This is a genomic window from Paraglaciecola sp. 2405UD69-4, assembly GCF_047525415.1.
Classification (GTDB): Bacteria; Pseudomonadota; Gammaproteobacteria; order Enterobacterales; family Alteromonadaceae; genus Paraglaciecola.
Window position 1 is genome coordinate 285,681 of record NZ_JBLIXM010000004.1, and the last position, 16,809, is coordinate 302,489.

Genomic DNA, 16,809 nt, shown 5'->3' on the forward strand with positions numbered 1-16,809 from the left:
ACTCCATTTAAGTTTGAAAGGGGTTCGTTATGAGACAATTTATTGATGTAAACAAATTATATAAAGATTCTTTGCATGGAAAAATTTCTGGAGTCTGTGCTGGTTTGGCAAAGCACTGGGATGTATCAAGATTACTCGTTCGCTGTGTAGCTGTGGTGTGCTTAATTACTTTACCTGTGGTCACTGCTGTTGCCTATGTAACTGCAACTGTGTTAATCCCTAACCGGTAACTATTATGTTAAAGAATCTTTTTTTAGCGGTATTGATTGGGGCCGTGCTGGCCTACTGTTTTGGTCATGTGGCGACTGAGTGGTTTGATATGCATCTTGTCTTATCTGATTATGAGCTTGAGCCACTCACGTCAATTCTAGCCGCTACTGGGGTTGTTGTTTTATTGGTACTTGTTGGATTTGTGGTGGCCTTTAGTGTTGTTGCTGCAATCGCATTGGTTTTGATTGTAAGTGTGTTAGGGGTATTTGCAGCAGGGATAGGCATGTTTTGGCCTGTTATTTTAGTTTCTATCATTATTTATTTGCTAGTGAGAGACCGACCGTCTTCAGCATATTAAATCAGGCCAACAACTTTGTGTTGACTAGGACATAAAAATATAAACAAGGCTTGGCATGACTCAGTGATTGCTGAATAATCAAGGTCTGATTATTTGTTAGGTGTGGAATGTTTATGTTACGGGCTTTCATTATTTTATTAGGAATGACTAGTTTTTTAGGGCACGCAGAATTAGTTGTGACTAATGCAACCGTTAGGCTACTCCCCCCTGGAGTGCCAAACACATCTGCTTATTTTTCAATTGAAAACCTCTCAAATAAAACTGAAATATTAGTGAGTGCATCTTCTACTATTGCAGATAAAGTAGAATTACATAATCACGTTTTAGTAAATGATATGATGAGTATGCAACAACAGGAATCAGTTAAGATAGAGCCTGAGGAAACTGTGCAGTTTAAACCAGGTGGTTTACATATTATGTTGTTTGGATTGAATCAAAAACTAACTGAACATCAAGAAGTTAGTATACGTTTACTGACGCTAGATGGAAAAACGCTAGACTTCATCGCGACAGTTGCCCGCCCATCCCATGCTCATCATCATTAAGGATATTTGAATGAAAAAATATATTACGCCCAAACGAATAATAAGTGCATTTGCACTACTTGTTTTTTTGTTGTGGCTACTATCAATTTATTGGAGCGTTGAACCTGACCGTTTTGAGCCTAGAGAGTTAGCTCAGCAAAATGCTCAAGTTAAAAATGAGAAAGTGGTCCCAGGATACACTATGACAACGAGCTTGATAGCGGTTGCTGAGGTATTGCTAAACAAAAATGGTGGGTATCTTTCAAATGATGTTATCCCGCCAAGTGTGATGATGGACAATATGCCAAGTTGGGAATTTGGTGTACTAGAAATGACGCGAGATTTGGCATTAGCCATGCGAAAAGATTTTAGTCGCTCACAAAGCCAGTCTGTAGAAAATGCACATCTAACCAAGGCCCAGCCACAATTTAATAATGATAGTTTAAGCTGGATATTGCCTTCTGCCGAGTCAAAATATCAAGAAGGCATAGATAACCTCTATCTTTACCGAGCAAGCTTAGCAGACGTATCATTACAACAGGGCCAGTTTTATGCCCGCGCTGATAACTTAAGAGATTGGTTAAAGCAAATGGAAAAACGTCTAGGCAGCTTATCACAACGGTTAAGTGCAAGTGTTGGGCAAGACCGTATCGATACTAATTTAGCCGGTGATGCAGCAGCGACTCAGTCTACTCCTACTGCCCATAAGTTAGTAGATAAAACCAGCTGGTGGCGTTTAGACAACAATTTTTATGAAGCTCGCGGTGCTAGCTGGGCCTTATTACATTTTCTAAAAGCAGTTGAAGTAGATTTTGCTGATGTTCTAGAAAAAAAGAACGCTAAGGTCAGTTTACAGCAAATTATTCGTGAGCTAGAAGCCACTCAAGAATCAATCTGGAGTCCTGTAATATTAAATGGCAGTGGCTTTGGTATGCTTGCTAATCACTCGTTAGTAATGGCGAACTATATTTCTCGTGCAAATGCTGCTTTAATCGAGTTAAGCGAACTACTTAATCAAGGATAAACAATGAAAAAAACGGCAATTACATTAGGGGTTATTGCATTATGCTCCAGCTTGTCTAGCCAAGCAGATACCTTATTAGGATTGTATGCAGGGGCGCAGGGTTGGAACATGGAAACCACAGGTGGGTTTTCTGATGATGGTGATAACAGAGACTTCAATTTTGATACTCAGACTAATACCAATATTTACGTGGCCCTTGAACACCCCATCCCACTAATTCCTAATATCAAGTTACAAAGAGCTGACATGAACACCGAAGGTGATGTTAACTTTGATAGTAACTTTGAGTTTAATGATCAGTTGTTTTCTGCAAACTCAGATGCGTATACCCAAGTGGATTTAACCGCCACTGATATTATTTTGTATTATGAATTTTTTGATAATGACTTGATTAGCTTTGATTTTGGTATTAACGCCAAATATCTTGAAGGCGAATTTATAGTGACTGAAAAAGATGAGCCTAATAGAACAGAGACCTTAGATTTTTCTGTACCTATTCCAATGCTATATTCTAGGTTAGCTCTAGGGATCCCATTTACTGGCTTTGGAGCATATGTCGAAGGGAGCTACTTGAGCCTTGATGATAATACCTTGTCAGATTATCAAGCGGTTATCACCTATAGTTTGATAGAAAACTTGGCTATAGATGTAACTTTTCAGGTGGGTTACAGAGCAGTAACCTTAGAATTAGATTACAGCGATAACAATAACGACATCTATTCAGATCTAGAATTTAAAGGGCCTTTTGCTGGGTTAGAAGTACACTTTTAACATTTTGTAATAATTTCATCTGATTTGGTTATAAAGAATCAGTTTTTATTCTTTCCTGTTGCTCTTATAGATCGCTAATCTACCCTTGTATTAATAACGGTTAGCGATCTTATGACTTCACCAATAAATCAAACCCCAGGGTTTGCTGCTGGATTAAATGAAAACCAGTGGGCTCAAATTAGTCAGGCTTCGGCCACTTTAAATCCACAACAGCTTACATGGCTAAGTGGATACTTTGCAGGCTTGGCGCAAAATGGCCAAGGTAGCACTATACCAAGCGTGACGGCTGGTCCATCTAACTCTATAACTATTTTGTATGGCTCACAGACAGGTAATGCTAAAGCTGTGGCAGAAGAGTACAAAGCAAAATTAGATGCGTTAAATCTTCCTTCTAAATTAGTCAATATGGCTGATTACAAGAATAAGCAACTTAAAACAGAAAGCCATGTGGCTATCGTTGTAAGTACTCATGGTGAAGGCGAAGCGCCTGATGATGCTGTAGACCTACATAGCTTTTTAGGTAGCAAAAAAGCACCTAAGCTAGATGGCCTTAAGTTTGCGGTACTAGGGCTTGGGGATACCAGCTATGAATTTTTCTGCCAAACAGCAAAAGATTTTGACAGTCGTTTACAAAACTTAGGTGCGACTCGAATTTTAGATAGAGTAGATTGTGATGTTGACTATGATGCTAGCGCAACTGCTTGGTTTGATAGTTTAAATCATGAAATTAAAGATGAGTTGTCAGCGCCAAGTGCTGGAGCTACTCCGTCTTTAAATTTAGGTGCTCAGTCTGTTGCGGCAACTCAATATACTAAAAAAACGCCTTTCACTGCTACTTTACTCGAAAGTCAAAAAATCACCGGACGGGATTCTGTAAAAGATATTCGCCACATTGAAATATCACTTGAAGAGTCGGGTATTCAGTATCGTCCTGGTGATGCATTAGGTGTTTGGTTTGAGAATGATGTACAGCTAGTAACTGAGTTAATAAGCACTCTAGAGTTGGATGAAGCAGAAAAGGTCACCTTTTCTGGCGAAGAATATTCACTTAAGCAAGTGTTAGTGAGTAAGCTTGAATTGACGCAAAGTTATCCTAGTTTTGTACAAGCCTATGCTGGTTTTGCTAACAGTGTTGAGCTTAATGCATTATTAGAAGATAAAGCGGTATTGCGTGAGTTTTTAGCTGAGCGCCAAATTATTGATATTATTCGTCAATACCCAGCCAAACTATCTGCTCAAGAATTAGTAGATGCATTACGAGGTATGACTCCAAGATTGTATTCTATTGCGTCAAGTCAGGCAGAAGTGGAAGATGAAGTACACTTAACTGTTGCTTTAGTGGAATTTGAAGCCCATGGCTCAGTTCATCAAGGTGGAGCGTCTAGCTTCCTTTCAAAACGCTTGAATGAAGGTGGCGAAGTGAAGGTGTTTGTTGAAACAAACGATAACTTCAGGCTACCTGACGACGGCAATACCCCTGTGATTATGGTTGGTCCAGGCACAGGTATCGCACCATTTAGAGCTTTCATGCAACAGCGTGAAGCTGAAGAAGCTAGCGGTGAAAACTGGCTGTTCTTTGGAAATCCAAACTATACCCAAGACTTTTTGTATCAGACAGAATGGCAACGTTTTGTTAAAGAAGGGGTAGTAAATAAAGTAACTTTAGCCTTTTCTCGTGACCAAGAAGAAAAAATATACGTGCAGCATCGCATGCTAGAGCAAGGCGCTGAATTGTATAACTGGTTAGAAAAAGGCGCACACTTTTATGTGTGTGGCGATGCTAATCATATGGCTAAAGATGTACAGGATGCACTTGTCAAAATTGTTATTGAACACGGTGGTAAAACCGAAGAAGAAGCAGAGCAATACCTTTCAGACTTGCGCCGCGCTAAACGCTATCAGAAGGATGTATATTAATGAGCACTGATAATAAAAATTTCGTTGTTGAAGGCAAGTTGGCTGACAATGAACGCTTAAAAACCCAAAGTAACTACTTGCGCGGTACTATAGCTGAAAATCTAACTGATGATTTAACTGGAGCCTTTGTTGGTGATAACTTCCAGTTAATTCGTTTTCACGGAATGTATCAACAAGATGACCGTGATATCCGTGCTGAACGTGCTAAACAAAAGCTAGAACCTTTACAAAATGTAATGTTACGTGCACGTTTACCAGGCGGTATTATTACAACTGACCAATGGTTAGCTATTGATAAATTTGCAGAAGAAAAAAGCATTTACGGAAGTATTCGTTTAACCACTCGTCAAACTTTTCAGTTTCATGGTGTGTTAAAGCCTAACGTTAAGCCTATGCATCAGATGCTGAATCAGGTTGGCATTGATTCTATTGCTACCGCTGGTGACGTAAACAGAAACGTATTATGTACTTCTAACCCTGTTGAGTCTGAGTTACATCAAGAAGCTTACGAGTGGGCTAAAAAGATAAGTGAGCATTTATTACCTAAAACTCGTGCCTATGCAGAGATTTGGTTGGATGGTGAGAAAGTAGAGACTACGGATCACGAACCAATTTTAGGTAGCACCTATCTTCCTCGTAAATTTAAAACGACTGTGGTAATTCCGCCGCAAAATGACGTTGATGTTCATGCGAATGATCTTAACTTTGTGGCGATTGCAGAAAATGGCAAACTAATTGGCTTTAATGTGCTGGTTGGTGGTGGCTTAGCTATGACCCACGGAGATACTTCTACTTTCCCACGTAAGGCAGATGATTTCGGTTTTATTTCATTGGAGCACACCTTAGCTGTAGCTGAAGCTGTTGTAACCACTCAGCGCGACTGGGGAAATCGAGTAAACCGTAAAAATGCTAAAACCAAATATACTTTGGAACGTGTTGGGGTTGAAAACTTTAAAGCTGAAGTTGAAAAACGCTCAGGTGCAACCTTTGCTGCTAGTAAAGCCTATGAGTTTACTTCACGTGGTGACCGTATAGGTTGGGTTGAAGGTGTAGATGGTAAGCATCATTTAACCTTATTCATTGAAAACGGACGTATTCTTGATTATCCGGGTAAATCACTAAAAACGGGTTGTGCTGAAATAGCCAAAATACACCCTGGTGACTTTAGACTTACTGCTAATCAAAATTTAATCGTTGCAGGAGTTCCTGCTGAGTTAAAAGATCAAATTGAAAAAATCGCCCGCGATAATGGTCTTATTGCAGATTCAGTGAGCAATCAGCGTAAAGACTCTATGGCTTGTGTATCTTTGCCAACCTGTCCTTTAGCCATGGCTGAAGCAGAGCGTTATTTACCTGATGCAGTCACTAAGATTGAAGGCTTTTTAGCTAAACATGGTTTACCTGAAGAAAGTATTATTTATCGTATTACTGGATGCCCGAACGGCTGTGGCCGAGCAATGTTGGCTGAAGTAGGTTTGGTTGGTAAAGGCCCAGGTAAATATAACTTCCATTTAGGTGGCGATCGTCAAGGTACTCGCATACCTAGAATGTATCGTGAAAACATCGATGAAAGCGAAATTATGGAAGAGTTAGATGTGTTAATTGGACGTTGGGCTAAAGAACGCGAAGCCAATGAAGCATTTGGTGACTTTTTAATAAGAGCAGAAGTCGTTAAACCTGTTATTAATTCTGCTAAGGATTTTCACGATGACCCTAACTACACAATCTGAGTTAGGTGAAGCTACTGCCCGACGTTTTTCTAGTGATGAATTAGCCGAGGTTAATGCATCGTTAGAGAAGCAGTCTGCACAGCAACGTGTTTCTTGGGCCCTTGAAAACTTGCCGCAGCAGTTTATGTTGTCGTCAAGTTTTGGTGCTCAAGCTGCGGTTATGTTACACATGGTCACGCAACAGTGTCCTGATATTCCTGTGGTTTTAACCGATACAGGGTATTTGTTCCCTGAAACTTATCAGTTTATTGAGACATTGACAGAACGACTCAACCTGAATCTTAAGGTTTATCGTTCCGAGCTGTCTGCCGGTTGGCAAGAAGCTAAGTTTGGTAAAATGTGGGAGCAAGGCATTGAGGGTATTGAGAAATACAATACCATGAATAAAGTTGAGCCGATGCAAAAGGCCTTGCAAGAACTCAATGTTAAAAGTTGGTTTGCTGGTTTACGTCGTAGTCAATCAGACATGCGTGAAAAATTATCAGTTCTTCAGCAGCTTAAAGATCAGACAAAGATTTACCCCATAATTGACTGGTCTAACCGTACCGTGCATATGTATTTAAAAGAGCATGGTTTGCCCTATCACCCATTATGGGAAAAGGGGTATGTTTCAATCGGTGATTGGCATAGCACTCGTTCACTTGAAGAAAGCTTGAACGAACAAGATACTCGATTCTTTGGTTTAAAAAGAGAATGCGGCTTACACGAGTTTGGTGACGGGATTTAATTAGAGCTGTTTTGCTATTGGTTCCCCCCATTTGCTTTCCAAATGGGGTTATTCAATAGTAAATGCCCTGCTCAAGGTCGTTAAAATGGCATCGGTATAGGCATCTCTTTTTTGTCTACTGACTAGTTTACATAGCTCTGAACCTGTTGTTGTAAACTTATAATATAATAAAGTTGTTCCTCGTTTTTTAGCTGCAATCCTTATTTTTGAGCCAGCGCAGCGCCATTCAACCTGGTTACTAGTACTCAATTCTCCTGATTCAATTTCACTATGATGAATTAAACCTAAGTCCATGAGTGATAGTAAGTCTGGGTAGCTCAATCCATATTCTGCTAAATTTAATTGCTTATTGTTAAAGGTATTAAAGAAAGACCAAATGTTTGACTTTTGGTAGCAACCAATTAGTAACCTTGGCGCAGACTCGCCCTTTTTATAACTTGTTAAATTCACAGCTTGTCGGAATATTTGAGCATCTTTTTGGGTGAGCTGTTTAAGTACAGTGAGAGTTTTTAATGAAAAGCTGCCAGGTTTTGCTGTTTCAACTGCGAATATTCTACCCCATAGTTCTTGCATAGTCGGTGAGAAAATTTCTTCGGCCATATTTACAAAGCTATAAAACCAATCAGGGTCGATTGACTCATCTTTACCGTCTTCTAAACATAAATCTAATGCCCGGCCGAGTATACTTTCTAAATTACTAACTTTTTGCCGCGCAATAATTTGCTCTTTTAAGCGAACTTTTTCATCAAGGCTTGGAGCATTTAAGTTTTTATAGCCATTATGAATGCCTACTTGTGAGAACCAACTCGCTATCTTTTTTTGACTGTGTTGTTTACTTACCTTTTTATCAAGCACAGGTTTTGGTGAAACGGCCGGATTAGCTTGACTAGACTTAGTAGCGTCAAGTGGTATGGGTTTGGGTGAATGATGTAATTCAATTTTCATAAAAACTAACTAAAAACTCCAAAAACTTGACTAAGGCCTTTATATTGCGTTAATTCATGTTACATGAGCAATTAAAAATGTTAAGTTTGAATTACTTCGCTCAAAAATCCTATTTACATGGTGAAAAGAGTTAGCTGAATTCAGTGTTTGGTGGAAAGTCGATGAGTTTAAATAAATATGAAAATGACGAGTTAATCTTTCTATCAGAAGATAGCGCCTCTGACGTTCCAAACATAAACGGTATGTGGAATATTCTTATCGTAGATGACGATAAGGAAATACACTCGGTTACTCGTTTGGCATTAAATGATCTTGTTGTTAGTAATAAGTCGTTGAATTTTGTTCATGCATACTCTGGTGCAGAAGCGTTAGAAATTATCGAAGAAATGGGTGCATCAATAGCGATTATATTGCTCGATGTAGTCATGGAGTCTGATGATGCAGGCTTAGCTGTTGCTCGAAAAATGCGTGAAGAGCTGGGTATTATAGAGCCTCGTATTATTTTAAGAACGGGGCAACCAGGCTATGCACCAGAAGAAAGAATCATTAAAGATTACGATATTAATGATTACAAGACTAAGACTGAGTTAACAAGAAGTAGGTTGGTTACAACAATCATTGCCTCTTTACGCTCCTACCAACAGATTTTATCAATCAATCAAAGCCGCCAAGGTTTACAACAAGTTATTACTTCTTCCGCTAATCTTATGGAAGAGCATACTATCAAAAGCTTCTGTAATGATTTATTAGTGCAAATCAATTCCTTAATAGGAGTCGATGCAAGTGGATTAATGTGTGCACAAGCTCCCGCGCTAGATAAAGATGGTCAGGACATATATGTGCTCGATGCAACGGGTGAATTTGTATCCTGTATTAATGAAAAACTAGATAGCGTCAGTGATGATTTCGTTAGAAACTATGTTAATTGTTGCTTTGAAACCAAAGAGCATATATTCGAAAAAGAATTTACGGTTTTATATTTGCGTAGCCCTAATTATGAGGCGGCAGTTTACCTGCAAGCAGGTAGTAGAATTAACATGATTGATAGGCAGTTATTAGACGTATTCCTCTCGAGTGCTTCAGTTGGGTACGAAAATGTTAATTTATTTCATCAACTACGTAAGGCTGCATTTAAAGACTGGTTGACTAAATTACCTAACCGTAATGAGTTTATTAACATGCTAGATGATTGCTGTTCAGGAAAACTAAGGGGTACAGACTTTATTGTTGCCTTAGTTGATCTTAATCATTTTGCTGATATTAACGATGGGCTTGGGCAAGATGCAGGTAATAGTACCCTAATTGCAGTAACACAACGTTTAGAAGAGCGTTTTCTAGAAAATGCACAAATAGGCAGAATTGGATCAGATGTTTTTGGTTTGATTGGATCAGAATCATTTATTAATCCAGACTCTTTGAATGAGTTATTTCTTTTACCTTTTAAAGCCGGAGAGCATTCTCTGACTTTGTCTGCATCTTTTGGTTTTTGTAGATTAGATGGACGTGCAGAGTCTGGGATCAATATTCTTAAGCAAAGTAATATTGCCTTAAACAAAGCCAAGAAAAATTTAAAAATAAACTACGAATTCTATTGCCCAGAAATGGAGCAGGAAACCAAGTGGCGATTAGAAATGATCAGGCAGTTGGCCCTTGATTTCGAAGCTAAGAAGTTACAACTTTGGTATCAGCCACAAGTGGATTTAGTCACTGAAAAAATTGTTGGTATAGAAGCCTTATTGCGCTGGCCTACCGAAGATGGCAGATTTGTTTCTCCTGCTGTCTTTGTTCCTTTAGCAGAATACTCTGGTTTAATTGTAGATATAGGTATTTGGGTATTAGAAGAAGCCTGCAAACAGCTCAATAAGTTACAGAGCAAAGGTTTCGGTGATTTACGTATGGCCGTAAATATTTCAATGCCACAATTTAGAGATCCTAATTTTGTTGAAATGGTTAAGTCTATTATTAATGACTATGGTGTTTCTCCAGAGAAGATAGAGTTAGAAATTACCGAGAGCGTGGTAATGGATGAGCCTCATATCGTAATCGAGGCGCTTCAAGAGTTGAAAATATTTGGTGTAAAAGTCGCAATTGATGATTTTGGTACCGGTTTTTCATCTATGAATTATTTGCAAAAGCTCCCCTTAGACAGACTTAAAGTTGACCGCTCATTTGTGAATGAAATTACTCCAGGTAAAGCTGCTTTTATCGCTGAAACTATAGTTACCCTTGGCACTAAATTAGGATTGGCGACTATTGCTGAAGGCGTCGAAAAGCGTGAGCAAGCTAGTTATATGCTTAAATTAGGCTGTGATGAAGCCCAAGGGTATTTATTTGCTAAACCTATGCCTTATGAGCAATTGTGTGAATTCTTAGTTCAAGATCAGAGTTAATATTCTGCGCTTAATACATGCAGTCTGCTAGTAGTAAGCGCATTGCAGGTAATACTTTTTCCTCAAACCAAGGGTGCTTTTTTAGCCAGATGTTATTTCGTGGTGATGGGTGAGGAAGGATTAAATAATTTGGAAGGTAGGCTTCCCAGTTGAGTAATCTCTCTGTGAGCTTGTTTTTGTCTGGTAGATAATAATCTTGTGCATATTTACCAATTAGTAAAATGAGTTTTGGGCGGCTTATATCTAACAGCTTAGGATGCCATTTAGGAGCGCATTCGGGTCTAGGTGCTAAATCTCCAGACTTACCTTTTCCCGGGTAACAAAACCCCATAGGCACAATGGATAAAAGCTCAGGATCATAAAACTGCGTTTCGTCTAGTTGTAACCACTCTCTCAAGCGATTACCTGAAGCATCACTCCAAGGCTTATGGTTGTCGTGAGCTTTAATGCCGGGGGCTTGGCCTACGATAATGATTTTTGCCTTTGAGGAAAACTGTAAAATAGGCCTAGGTTCAAAAGGAAGGTATTCGGCGCATTCGGAGCATAATCTGATTTTATTGAGTATGCTCATTCTTTAGCCCAGATGAAGACCTGTTAAATTGAATTTATTAGAGTCATTATTCAGCACAAGCAGGCATGAAATCAAATTGGTTTAGCTGCAGCCACCTTTGCTTTTGTATCGCTAAAGTCTGTTTTAGTTCTTTATACTTATAGTGAATTTCAAGGTTATTGTAGTTGCGCTGTAAAGATTGTTTTTTAATCTCCATCAATTGCTTCTTGGCGGCATAGTATTCTGTCATGCGCTGGGCCAATAGCTCATACTCTGCCTGAACTCTCGCCAACACTATTTCTGCGTTTTGTAGCTTTGCCACTTTTTCTTTGGCTAGCTTTAATTGCATTGCAACTTTGGCTTTTTCGATTCGCTCTTCTGGGCATCGACGTAAGTTCTTTGCTAATCCCAAAAACGCTAAACTACGAATTAACCATTTAGTGGGATCAAATTGCCACCACTTGATACCATTTCTATAATCATATTCAAAAATATGGTGGTAGTTATGATACCCCTCGCCAAAGGTAAAAAATGCTAAAATATCGTTGTCGCGAGCAGAATTAGCATCTGTATAGGGTTGTCTTCCCCATATATGTGCCAATGAATTAATAAAAAATGTTACATGATGAACAACTACCAGCCTGAATACACCAGCAAGTAGTAACATGCCCCAAACGTCTCCATTTAACCAACCCAGTAAAATTGGAATACCAAAGTTTGCAGTGAGCATGACCGCTAGATAATTATTATGTTGCCACATAACTACTTTATCTTTCTGTAAGTCGCGGCAGTTGTTGTAATCTGAGTATCTGTGCCTTTGATATTCCCTTAACATCCAACCCATATGAGAATACCAAAAGCCTTTCTTAGCTGAGTATGGGTCGCGCTCATTGTCATCAACGTGTCTGTGGTGGATCCTATGATCAGAGCACCAATGTAAAATACTGTTTTGTAGTGCCATGGCACCACCAATTGCTAATATTGTTTTTACAAATGTGTTGGCTTCAAACGCTTTATGGGACCAAAGCCTGTGATAGCCTGCTGTGATAGACATTCCAGAAAAATAAATAAGTACAATACAAGCTGTAATCTCAATTAGGTCAAAGCCGTTTTTAAATGCTTCTAAGGGGACTAAGATAAGTGCGATTAGTCCGGTGATTACGAATACCAATATATTGGTAATTATGAGGCGTGGCTTTTTCATTGGAAGTAACTTTCAGCTTACAAGTGTACGCTATTTTACTTTGCTGATGCACTTAAGCAAGCTATATGTTGAGTTTTACACTTTTTATAGTGTCTATTGTTTATCTTTTCGCGTTAGAATTACCATTATGAAAGCTACTAATGAATCTCCAATAAGTCGTCAAGACCAGAAGTTACGGACTCGTAGAACAATAATTGAAGCTGCCTTTTCTTTATTAGATGAGGAGCGTAGTTTATCAAGTATAAGTTTGCGGGAAGTGGCTCGAGCAGCAGGAATTGCACCAACATCCTTTTATAGGCATTTTAAGGATATAGATGAGTTAGGGTTAACCCTAGTTGATGAGGCTGGCTTGACCTTGCGTCAGTTAATGCGCCAAGCAAGGTTAAGAATTGCATCTGGTGGTGGGGTTATTAACACTTCTGTAGACACTTTTATGGAGTTTATTACCGCTAACAATAACGTTTTCCGTTTATTGTTAAGAGAGCATACGGGAACATCAACTGCATTTAGAGCAGCGGTACTTAGAGAGATTAAGCATTTTACCGTTGAGCTTACGGATTACACTATAGCCACAACAGGACTACCTTATAATATTGCAAGTTTGCAGGCGGAAGCTATGGTAAAGCTTGTTTTTAGTGCTGGGGCAGAGGCTCTTGATGCAACCAAAGAGCAAAGGGAAAATGTTGGTCGGCGCGTAAAACTACAGCTCAGATTTGTTGCTAACGGTGCATTGCAAGCATTTTCTGAGCTGTCTGCTAGACAAACTGACTAACTTATAACGCCTGAAGATAGACGCCACACTCTGCATGATGTGTATAAGGAAATTGATCAAATAACGCGAAACGCGTGACTTTATGAGTTTTTAATAATGTTCTTAAATTGTGCTTTAAGGTTTCAGGGTTACAAGATATATAGACGATATTCTCATAGGCTTTGATCATATCTACAGTGGCATCGTCTAAACCTGCTCTAGGTGGATCCACTAATACTGTTTTACAGTCATAATCCTTTAAGTTAACTCCTTCTAAGCGACGAAACTCTCGAATACCTTGTTGCGCCTGCACAAACTCTTCACTGGACATACGGATAATTTTCAAATTATCTATATTGTTATCTTGAATATTATGTTGTGCAGCCGCAACAGAAGTCTTGGATATTTCAGTCGCGAGTACCTTTCTAAAGTTTTGCGCTAATGGTACAGAGAAATTTCCAGCCCCACAGTAAAGTTCAAGTAAGTCACCATCACTATTTTTAGTAATATCCAATGCCCACTCAATCATTTTAATATTGACCATGGCATTAGGCTGGGTAAAGCTATTTTCGATTTGCTTAAAAGTAAAAGCTTGTTTATTGATTAAGAGCTTTTCTGTTGCATAATCTTTATCAAGAACTATTTTTTGCTTTTTTGCACGGCCAATAATATCTACTTTATATGTTTTTCTTAGCTTATTCAGTATGGTTTGTATTTCTTTAACCCAGCTATCATCTAGGGTTTTGTGATAAAGCAAAGAAGCTACGATTTCACCACTTAATGTAGCTAAGTAATCAATCTGAAAGAGCTTTTGACGGGCAACTTCATTTGTTTTGAGCTCCGATAGTAAGTCTTTCATTAGGTTGTTTATTAAAAGACATGCAGGTGGGAATGTATGTACCTGATATTTTTCTTTGGTCGCTTGATCAAACATGACATGGTTAAGCTCTTCGCCATCATGCCATAGCCTAAATTCTGCACGAAATCTGTAATTTACAGGACTAGACTCAAATGTTTCTAATTCAGGCATGGAAAACTCAGCGAACTCTTGTCGTACAGTTGTGTATTTTTGCTGTAGTTGTTCGCCATAGTTGCCTGGATTAATGTCTGTTGGTCGCATGGCCTGCCCTATACTTTGATATAAAAGCGGCAAGGTAATGTGTTTTTGGTAAGACTTCAACAGTTTAAAAGCTCTGAAGAATATAAGTTGATGATATTTTATGCAGATATTATTAAATCTTGTAGAGTAGCTGCCGATAATATTAGTTGAGGATAGTGAGGTATCTGTAATGAATATTAATCAGTTGAAAGCCTTTTTAGGCGATAAACCCCAGCATTTGGGGGCGGAAAATAGCATCCAGAATAAATTGCGGGACTCGGGGTTAGAACAAGCCATGCGAACTCAAACCAGTTTGCAAAGTGATACCTTTAGTTCAAGTAAAAGTTTTGGGGTGCGTATTTACGCAAACTCTATGAACAGCTCTTTAGAGGTAAATCGGCAAAAGCTTAATTTTTCTGTAGCCGAAAAAGAAAAAACAGAAGAGTCATTGTTCAATTTTGAAGAAGTGACAAAGAATGTTTTAAATTTTGTGAGCGGTGCTATTACTAATGCACAAAACAAAGGCGCCAATGAAGAAGAATTGAATGAATTGTTTGACCAAGCATTATCTGGAGTATTAAGAGGAGTTAAGTTAGCAGAGCAAGATTTAGCTGGCTTTATGAATGAAGATATTGCTGAGGGAATAAATCAAAGTAAAACTCTTATTGAGCAAGGTATAGAAAAGCTTCGTGAAAAAGTATTTGGTACCGCCACAGAATTAAGTAATGTTGACGAAACAGGTACCACTGTGACAACTGATGTTTCTAATCTTAAACTTCAGCAGGGCGAATTGTATATTCGTACTAAAGATGGTGACCAAGTTCGCCTGACGTTTGATGACATAGAGCAGCTACAGATTAGTCAGGAGGAAATACTCGAGAAATCTCAAGAGCAAATCGCTGAGGTTACACCAGAGCAACCGCAGCCAATCACAGATACTATCACTGGTACTACAGCTGTTGCTGCCGCGGCGGATGTTGATGTTACAGATACTGAGAATGCTATTACTGAAGATATTGTTAACCAAGAAGACGCTCCGTTACTGCAACAGAAGGTTGTGTATTTTCAAGAAAGTTCACTATCTTTTTCTGTTAAAGGAGAACTTGATGAAGCTGAGCTTGAGGCTATTGGTAGCTTAGTTGCCGATACCTATGAATTGGCTGAAGAATTTTTTAACGGTGATATAGAAACAGCTTTTAATCAAGCATTAGAGCTAGGTTATGATGAGAAGGAGCTTACAGGCTTTGCATTGCAATTGACTAAAGTTGAAAATACTCAAGTGATTAAGGCCTATGAAACAGTGTCTCGCTTTGATGATGAAAATACCGAAAGTGAACCTGCTAAAGCTGTTTCACCTGTTGCAGATTACCTCGATAAGCTACTTAACGTTTTAGACGGCTCTAGAAGTCAGTTTGAAAGTAGTGAGTCATATGAAAATGTAGTGAATGAGCTAATAAATCGATTGGGAAGTGATGTTGCAACGCCTGATTTGATTTCAGCAATTAATAGGTTTAACGAGTTTAATCAAAATCTAATAAATAATTTACCAGTGGGTTTCCAACCTCAGAGTTAATTCAGCTAATGGCTATTGAATGAAAAAAGCCCCTTATTGTATTTTACAATAAGGGGCTTTAATTTTACTGTTGCGAATTTTTTAGTGTCTTAGTCTTCTACTTTATCCTTTGCAAGCCGAACTTTAAGAGTACGCTCTTGGAAACTAGTGTCATTTAAATGCTTAATTGCTTTATTGGCACCTTTAGCATCCATTTCTACAAATCCATAACCTTTCCTTTTACCTGTTCTTCTGTCTTTCATCAGGCGTACCGAAACAACCTTTCCTTGTTGTTCAAAATACTCTTGTACTGCTTGTTCATTTGCTCGATATGGAAGGTTACCTACATATAAGGTTGAAATTTCATTCGTTGTTTCACCTTCTGCAGTAGGTGAGTTAATTAAACTATATATTAAAGGCGTTAAAACACCCCCAACTAATGCGCCAATAGCTGCAGCTAAAGATATAGAAATGTCTGTAGAGATAATCGGTAAAAGGAAATACATAATTACGGCGATAACAATGGCGATAACAATATTAAAAATAAAAGATGGATTCATACGCTTACCTAAAAGTGGTTATGGTTAATTAAGATTAAATAGCGTCCTCATGTTACTGATTTAATTGCCATTCGCAAACAATAAGGAAGAAGACTTACCTATATAAATGTAGTTGAAGTGGAAAAATGGTGATATTTATAATCATTTGGATGAAAAACAAGCGGTTGAAATAAAAAATGAAATAAAGTGTTGCATAGGGATGTGTTATCTCTATAATGCGCCCTCGCTTCAAGGGAGACCGGTTACAACAACCTAGGTCACCGGCAACAGAGTCAATTTGATTGGTTTGTTGCACATACTTAAGAGGTATATTTGAAGCGGGATGTAGCGAGATTTAATTTGAAAATAATTTAAATTAAAACGTTGACATCAAGATTTAACGGCGTATTATACGCCTCCCGCTTAAGAGGGTCTACGGACAACTTAAGCCGCTAACGAAGTTAGCAACGCTCTTTAACAATTAGAACAAGACAATCTGTGTGGACATTCACTTAGTG

General features: G+C 38.6%; 16 protein-coding genes. 11 read left to right on the forward strand and 5 right to left on the reverse strand.

The window, feature by feature from the left end:
* Positions 1-29 precede the first annotated feature (29 nt).
* The 8 genes from ACMUMK_RS15275 to ACMUMK_RS15310 all read left to right on the forward strand — a co-directional run bounded on the left by ACMUMK_RS15275 (position 30) and on the right by ACMUMK_RS15310 (position 7,261).
* A complete protein-coding gene (locus ACMUMK_RS15275; RefSeq protein ID WP_414702001.1) occupies positions 30-230 on the forward strand; it encodes a PspC domain-containing protein in 201 nt (66 codons plus the stop codon).
* Between the two features lie 5 nt (positions 231-235).
* A complete protein-coding gene (locus ACMUMK_RS15280) occupies positions 236-568 on the forward strand; it encodes a hypothetical protein (protein WP_414702002.1) in 333 nt (110 codons plus the stop codon).
* A gap of 107 nt (positions 569-675) precedes the next feature.
* Complete coding sequence (locus ACMUMK_RS15285; protein ID WP_414702003.1) at positions 676-1,113, forward strand: copper chaperone PCu(A)C; 438 nt, start codon at positions 676-678, stop codon at positions 1,111-1,113.
* A 10-nt stretch (positions 1,114-1,123) separates the two neighbouring features.
* Positions 1,124-2,116, forward strand: coding sequence for a DUF2333 family protein (locus tag ACMUMK_RS15290; protein ID WP_414702004.1), 993 nt, complete (start codon positions 1,124-1,126; stop codon positions 2,114-2,116).
* A 3-nt stretch (positions 2,117-2,119) separates the two neighbouring features.
* Positions 2,120-2,887, forward strand: coding sequence for a TIGR04219 family outer membrane beta-barrel protein (locus ACMUMK_RS15295; RefSeq protein ID WP_414702005.1), 768 nt, complete (start codon positions 2,120-2,122; stop codon positions 2,885-2,887).
* Between the two features lie 111 nt (positions 2,888-2,998).
* Positions 2,999-4,804 (forward strand): assimilatory sulfite reductase (NADPH) flavoprotein subunit, encoded by a 1,806-nt coding sequence (locus tag ACMUMK_RS15300; protein WP_414702006.1) that lies wholly within the window; start codon positions 2,999-3,001, stop codon positions 4,802-4,804.
* Entirely contained in the window at positions 4,804-6,534 is a 1,731-nt protein-coding gene (gene cysI / locus ACMUMK_RS15305; protein WP_414702007.1) for an assimilatory sulfite reductase (NADPH) hemoprotein subunit, read from the forward strand. The genes ACMUMK_RS15300 and cysI overlap by 1 nt, the downstream gene beginning before the upstream one ends.
* Entirely contained in the window at positions 6,512-7,261 is a 750-nt protein-coding gene (locus tag ACMUMK_RS15310; protein WP_414702008.1) for a phosphoadenylyl-sulfate reductase, read from the forward strand. Before cysI ends, ACMUMK_RS15310 begins: the two co-directional genes overlap by 23 nt.
* Positions 7,262-7,309: 48 nt before the next feature.
* Here the strand turns inward: ACMUMK_RS15310 and ACMUMK_RS15315 are convergent, their stop codons facing one another.
* Entirely contained in the window at positions 7,310-8,206 is an 897-nt protein-coding gene (locus tag ACMUMK_RS15315; RefSeq protein WP_414702009.1) for a TIGR03899 family protein, read from the reverse strand.
* 161 nt (positions 8,207-8,367) lie between these two features.
* Here ACMUMK_RS15315 and ACMUMK_RS15320 point away from each other — a divergent pair, with 161 nt between their 5' ends.
* On the forward strand, positions 8,368-10,596 hold the full coding sequence (locus ACMUMK_RS15320) for an EAL domain-containing protein (RefSeq protein WP_414702010.1): 2,229 nt from the start codon (positions 8,368-8,370) through the stop codon (positions 10,594-10,596).
* A 10-nt stretch (positions 10,597-10,606) separates the two neighbouring features.
* On the opposite strand, the gene ACMUMK_RS15325 is transcribed toward ACMUMK_RS15320, so the two are convergent.
* Both ACMUMK_RS15325 and ACMUMK_RS15330 read right to left on the reverse strand, forming a co-directional pair.
* On the reverse strand, positions 10,607-11,167 hold the full coding sequence (locus ACMUMK_RS15325; RefSeq protein WP_414702011.1) for a uracil-DNA glycosylase family protein: 561 nt from the start codon (positions 11,165-11,167) through the stop codon (positions 10,607-10,609).
* Between the two features lie 46 nt (positions 11,168-11,213).
* A complete protein-coding gene (locus ACMUMK_RS15330) occupies positions 11,214-12,350 on the reverse strand; it encodes a fatty acid desaturase (RefSeq protein WP_414702012.1) in 1,137 nt (378 codons plus the stop codon).
* Positions 12,351-12,501: 151 nt separating this feature from the next.
* Here ACMUMK_RS15330 and fabR point away from each other — a divergent pair, with 151 nt between their 5' ends.
* Positions 12,502-13,122 (forward strand): HTH-type transcriptional repressor FabR, encoded by a 621-nt coding sequence (fabR, locus tag ACMUMK_RS15335; protein WP_414702027.1) that lies wholly within the window; start codon positions 12,502-12,504, stop codon positions 13,120-13,122.
* A 1-nt stretch (position 13,123) separates the two neighbouring features.
* Here fabR and trmA read toward each other — a convergent pair whose 3' ends face one another.
* Positions 13,124-14,221, reverse strand: coding sequence for a tRNA (uridine(54)-C5)-methyltransferase TrmA (gene trmA, locus ACMUMK_RS15340; protein ID WP_414702013.1), 1,098 nt, complete (start codon positions 14,219-14,221; stop codon positions 13,124-13,126).
* 169 nt (positions 14,222-14,390) lie between these two features.
* Here trmA and ACMUMK_RS15345 point away from each other — a divergent pair, with 169 nt between their 5' ends.
* Complete coding sequence (locus ACMUMK_RS15345) at positions 14,391-15,773, forward strand: DUF5610 domain-containing protein (protein ID WP_414702014.1); 1,383 nt, start codon at positions 14,391-14,393, stop codon at positions 15,771-15,773.
* Between the two features lie 89 nt (positions 15,774-15,862).
* Here ACMUMK_RS15345 and ACMUMK_RS15350 read toward each other — a convergent pair whose 3' ends face one another.
* Entirely contained in the window at positions 15,863-16,312 is a 450-nt protein-coding gene (locus ACMUMK_RS15350) for an RNA recognition motif domain-containing protein (RefSeq protein WP_414702015.1), read from the reverse strand.
* Positions 16,313-16,809: the final 497 nt, after the last annotated feature.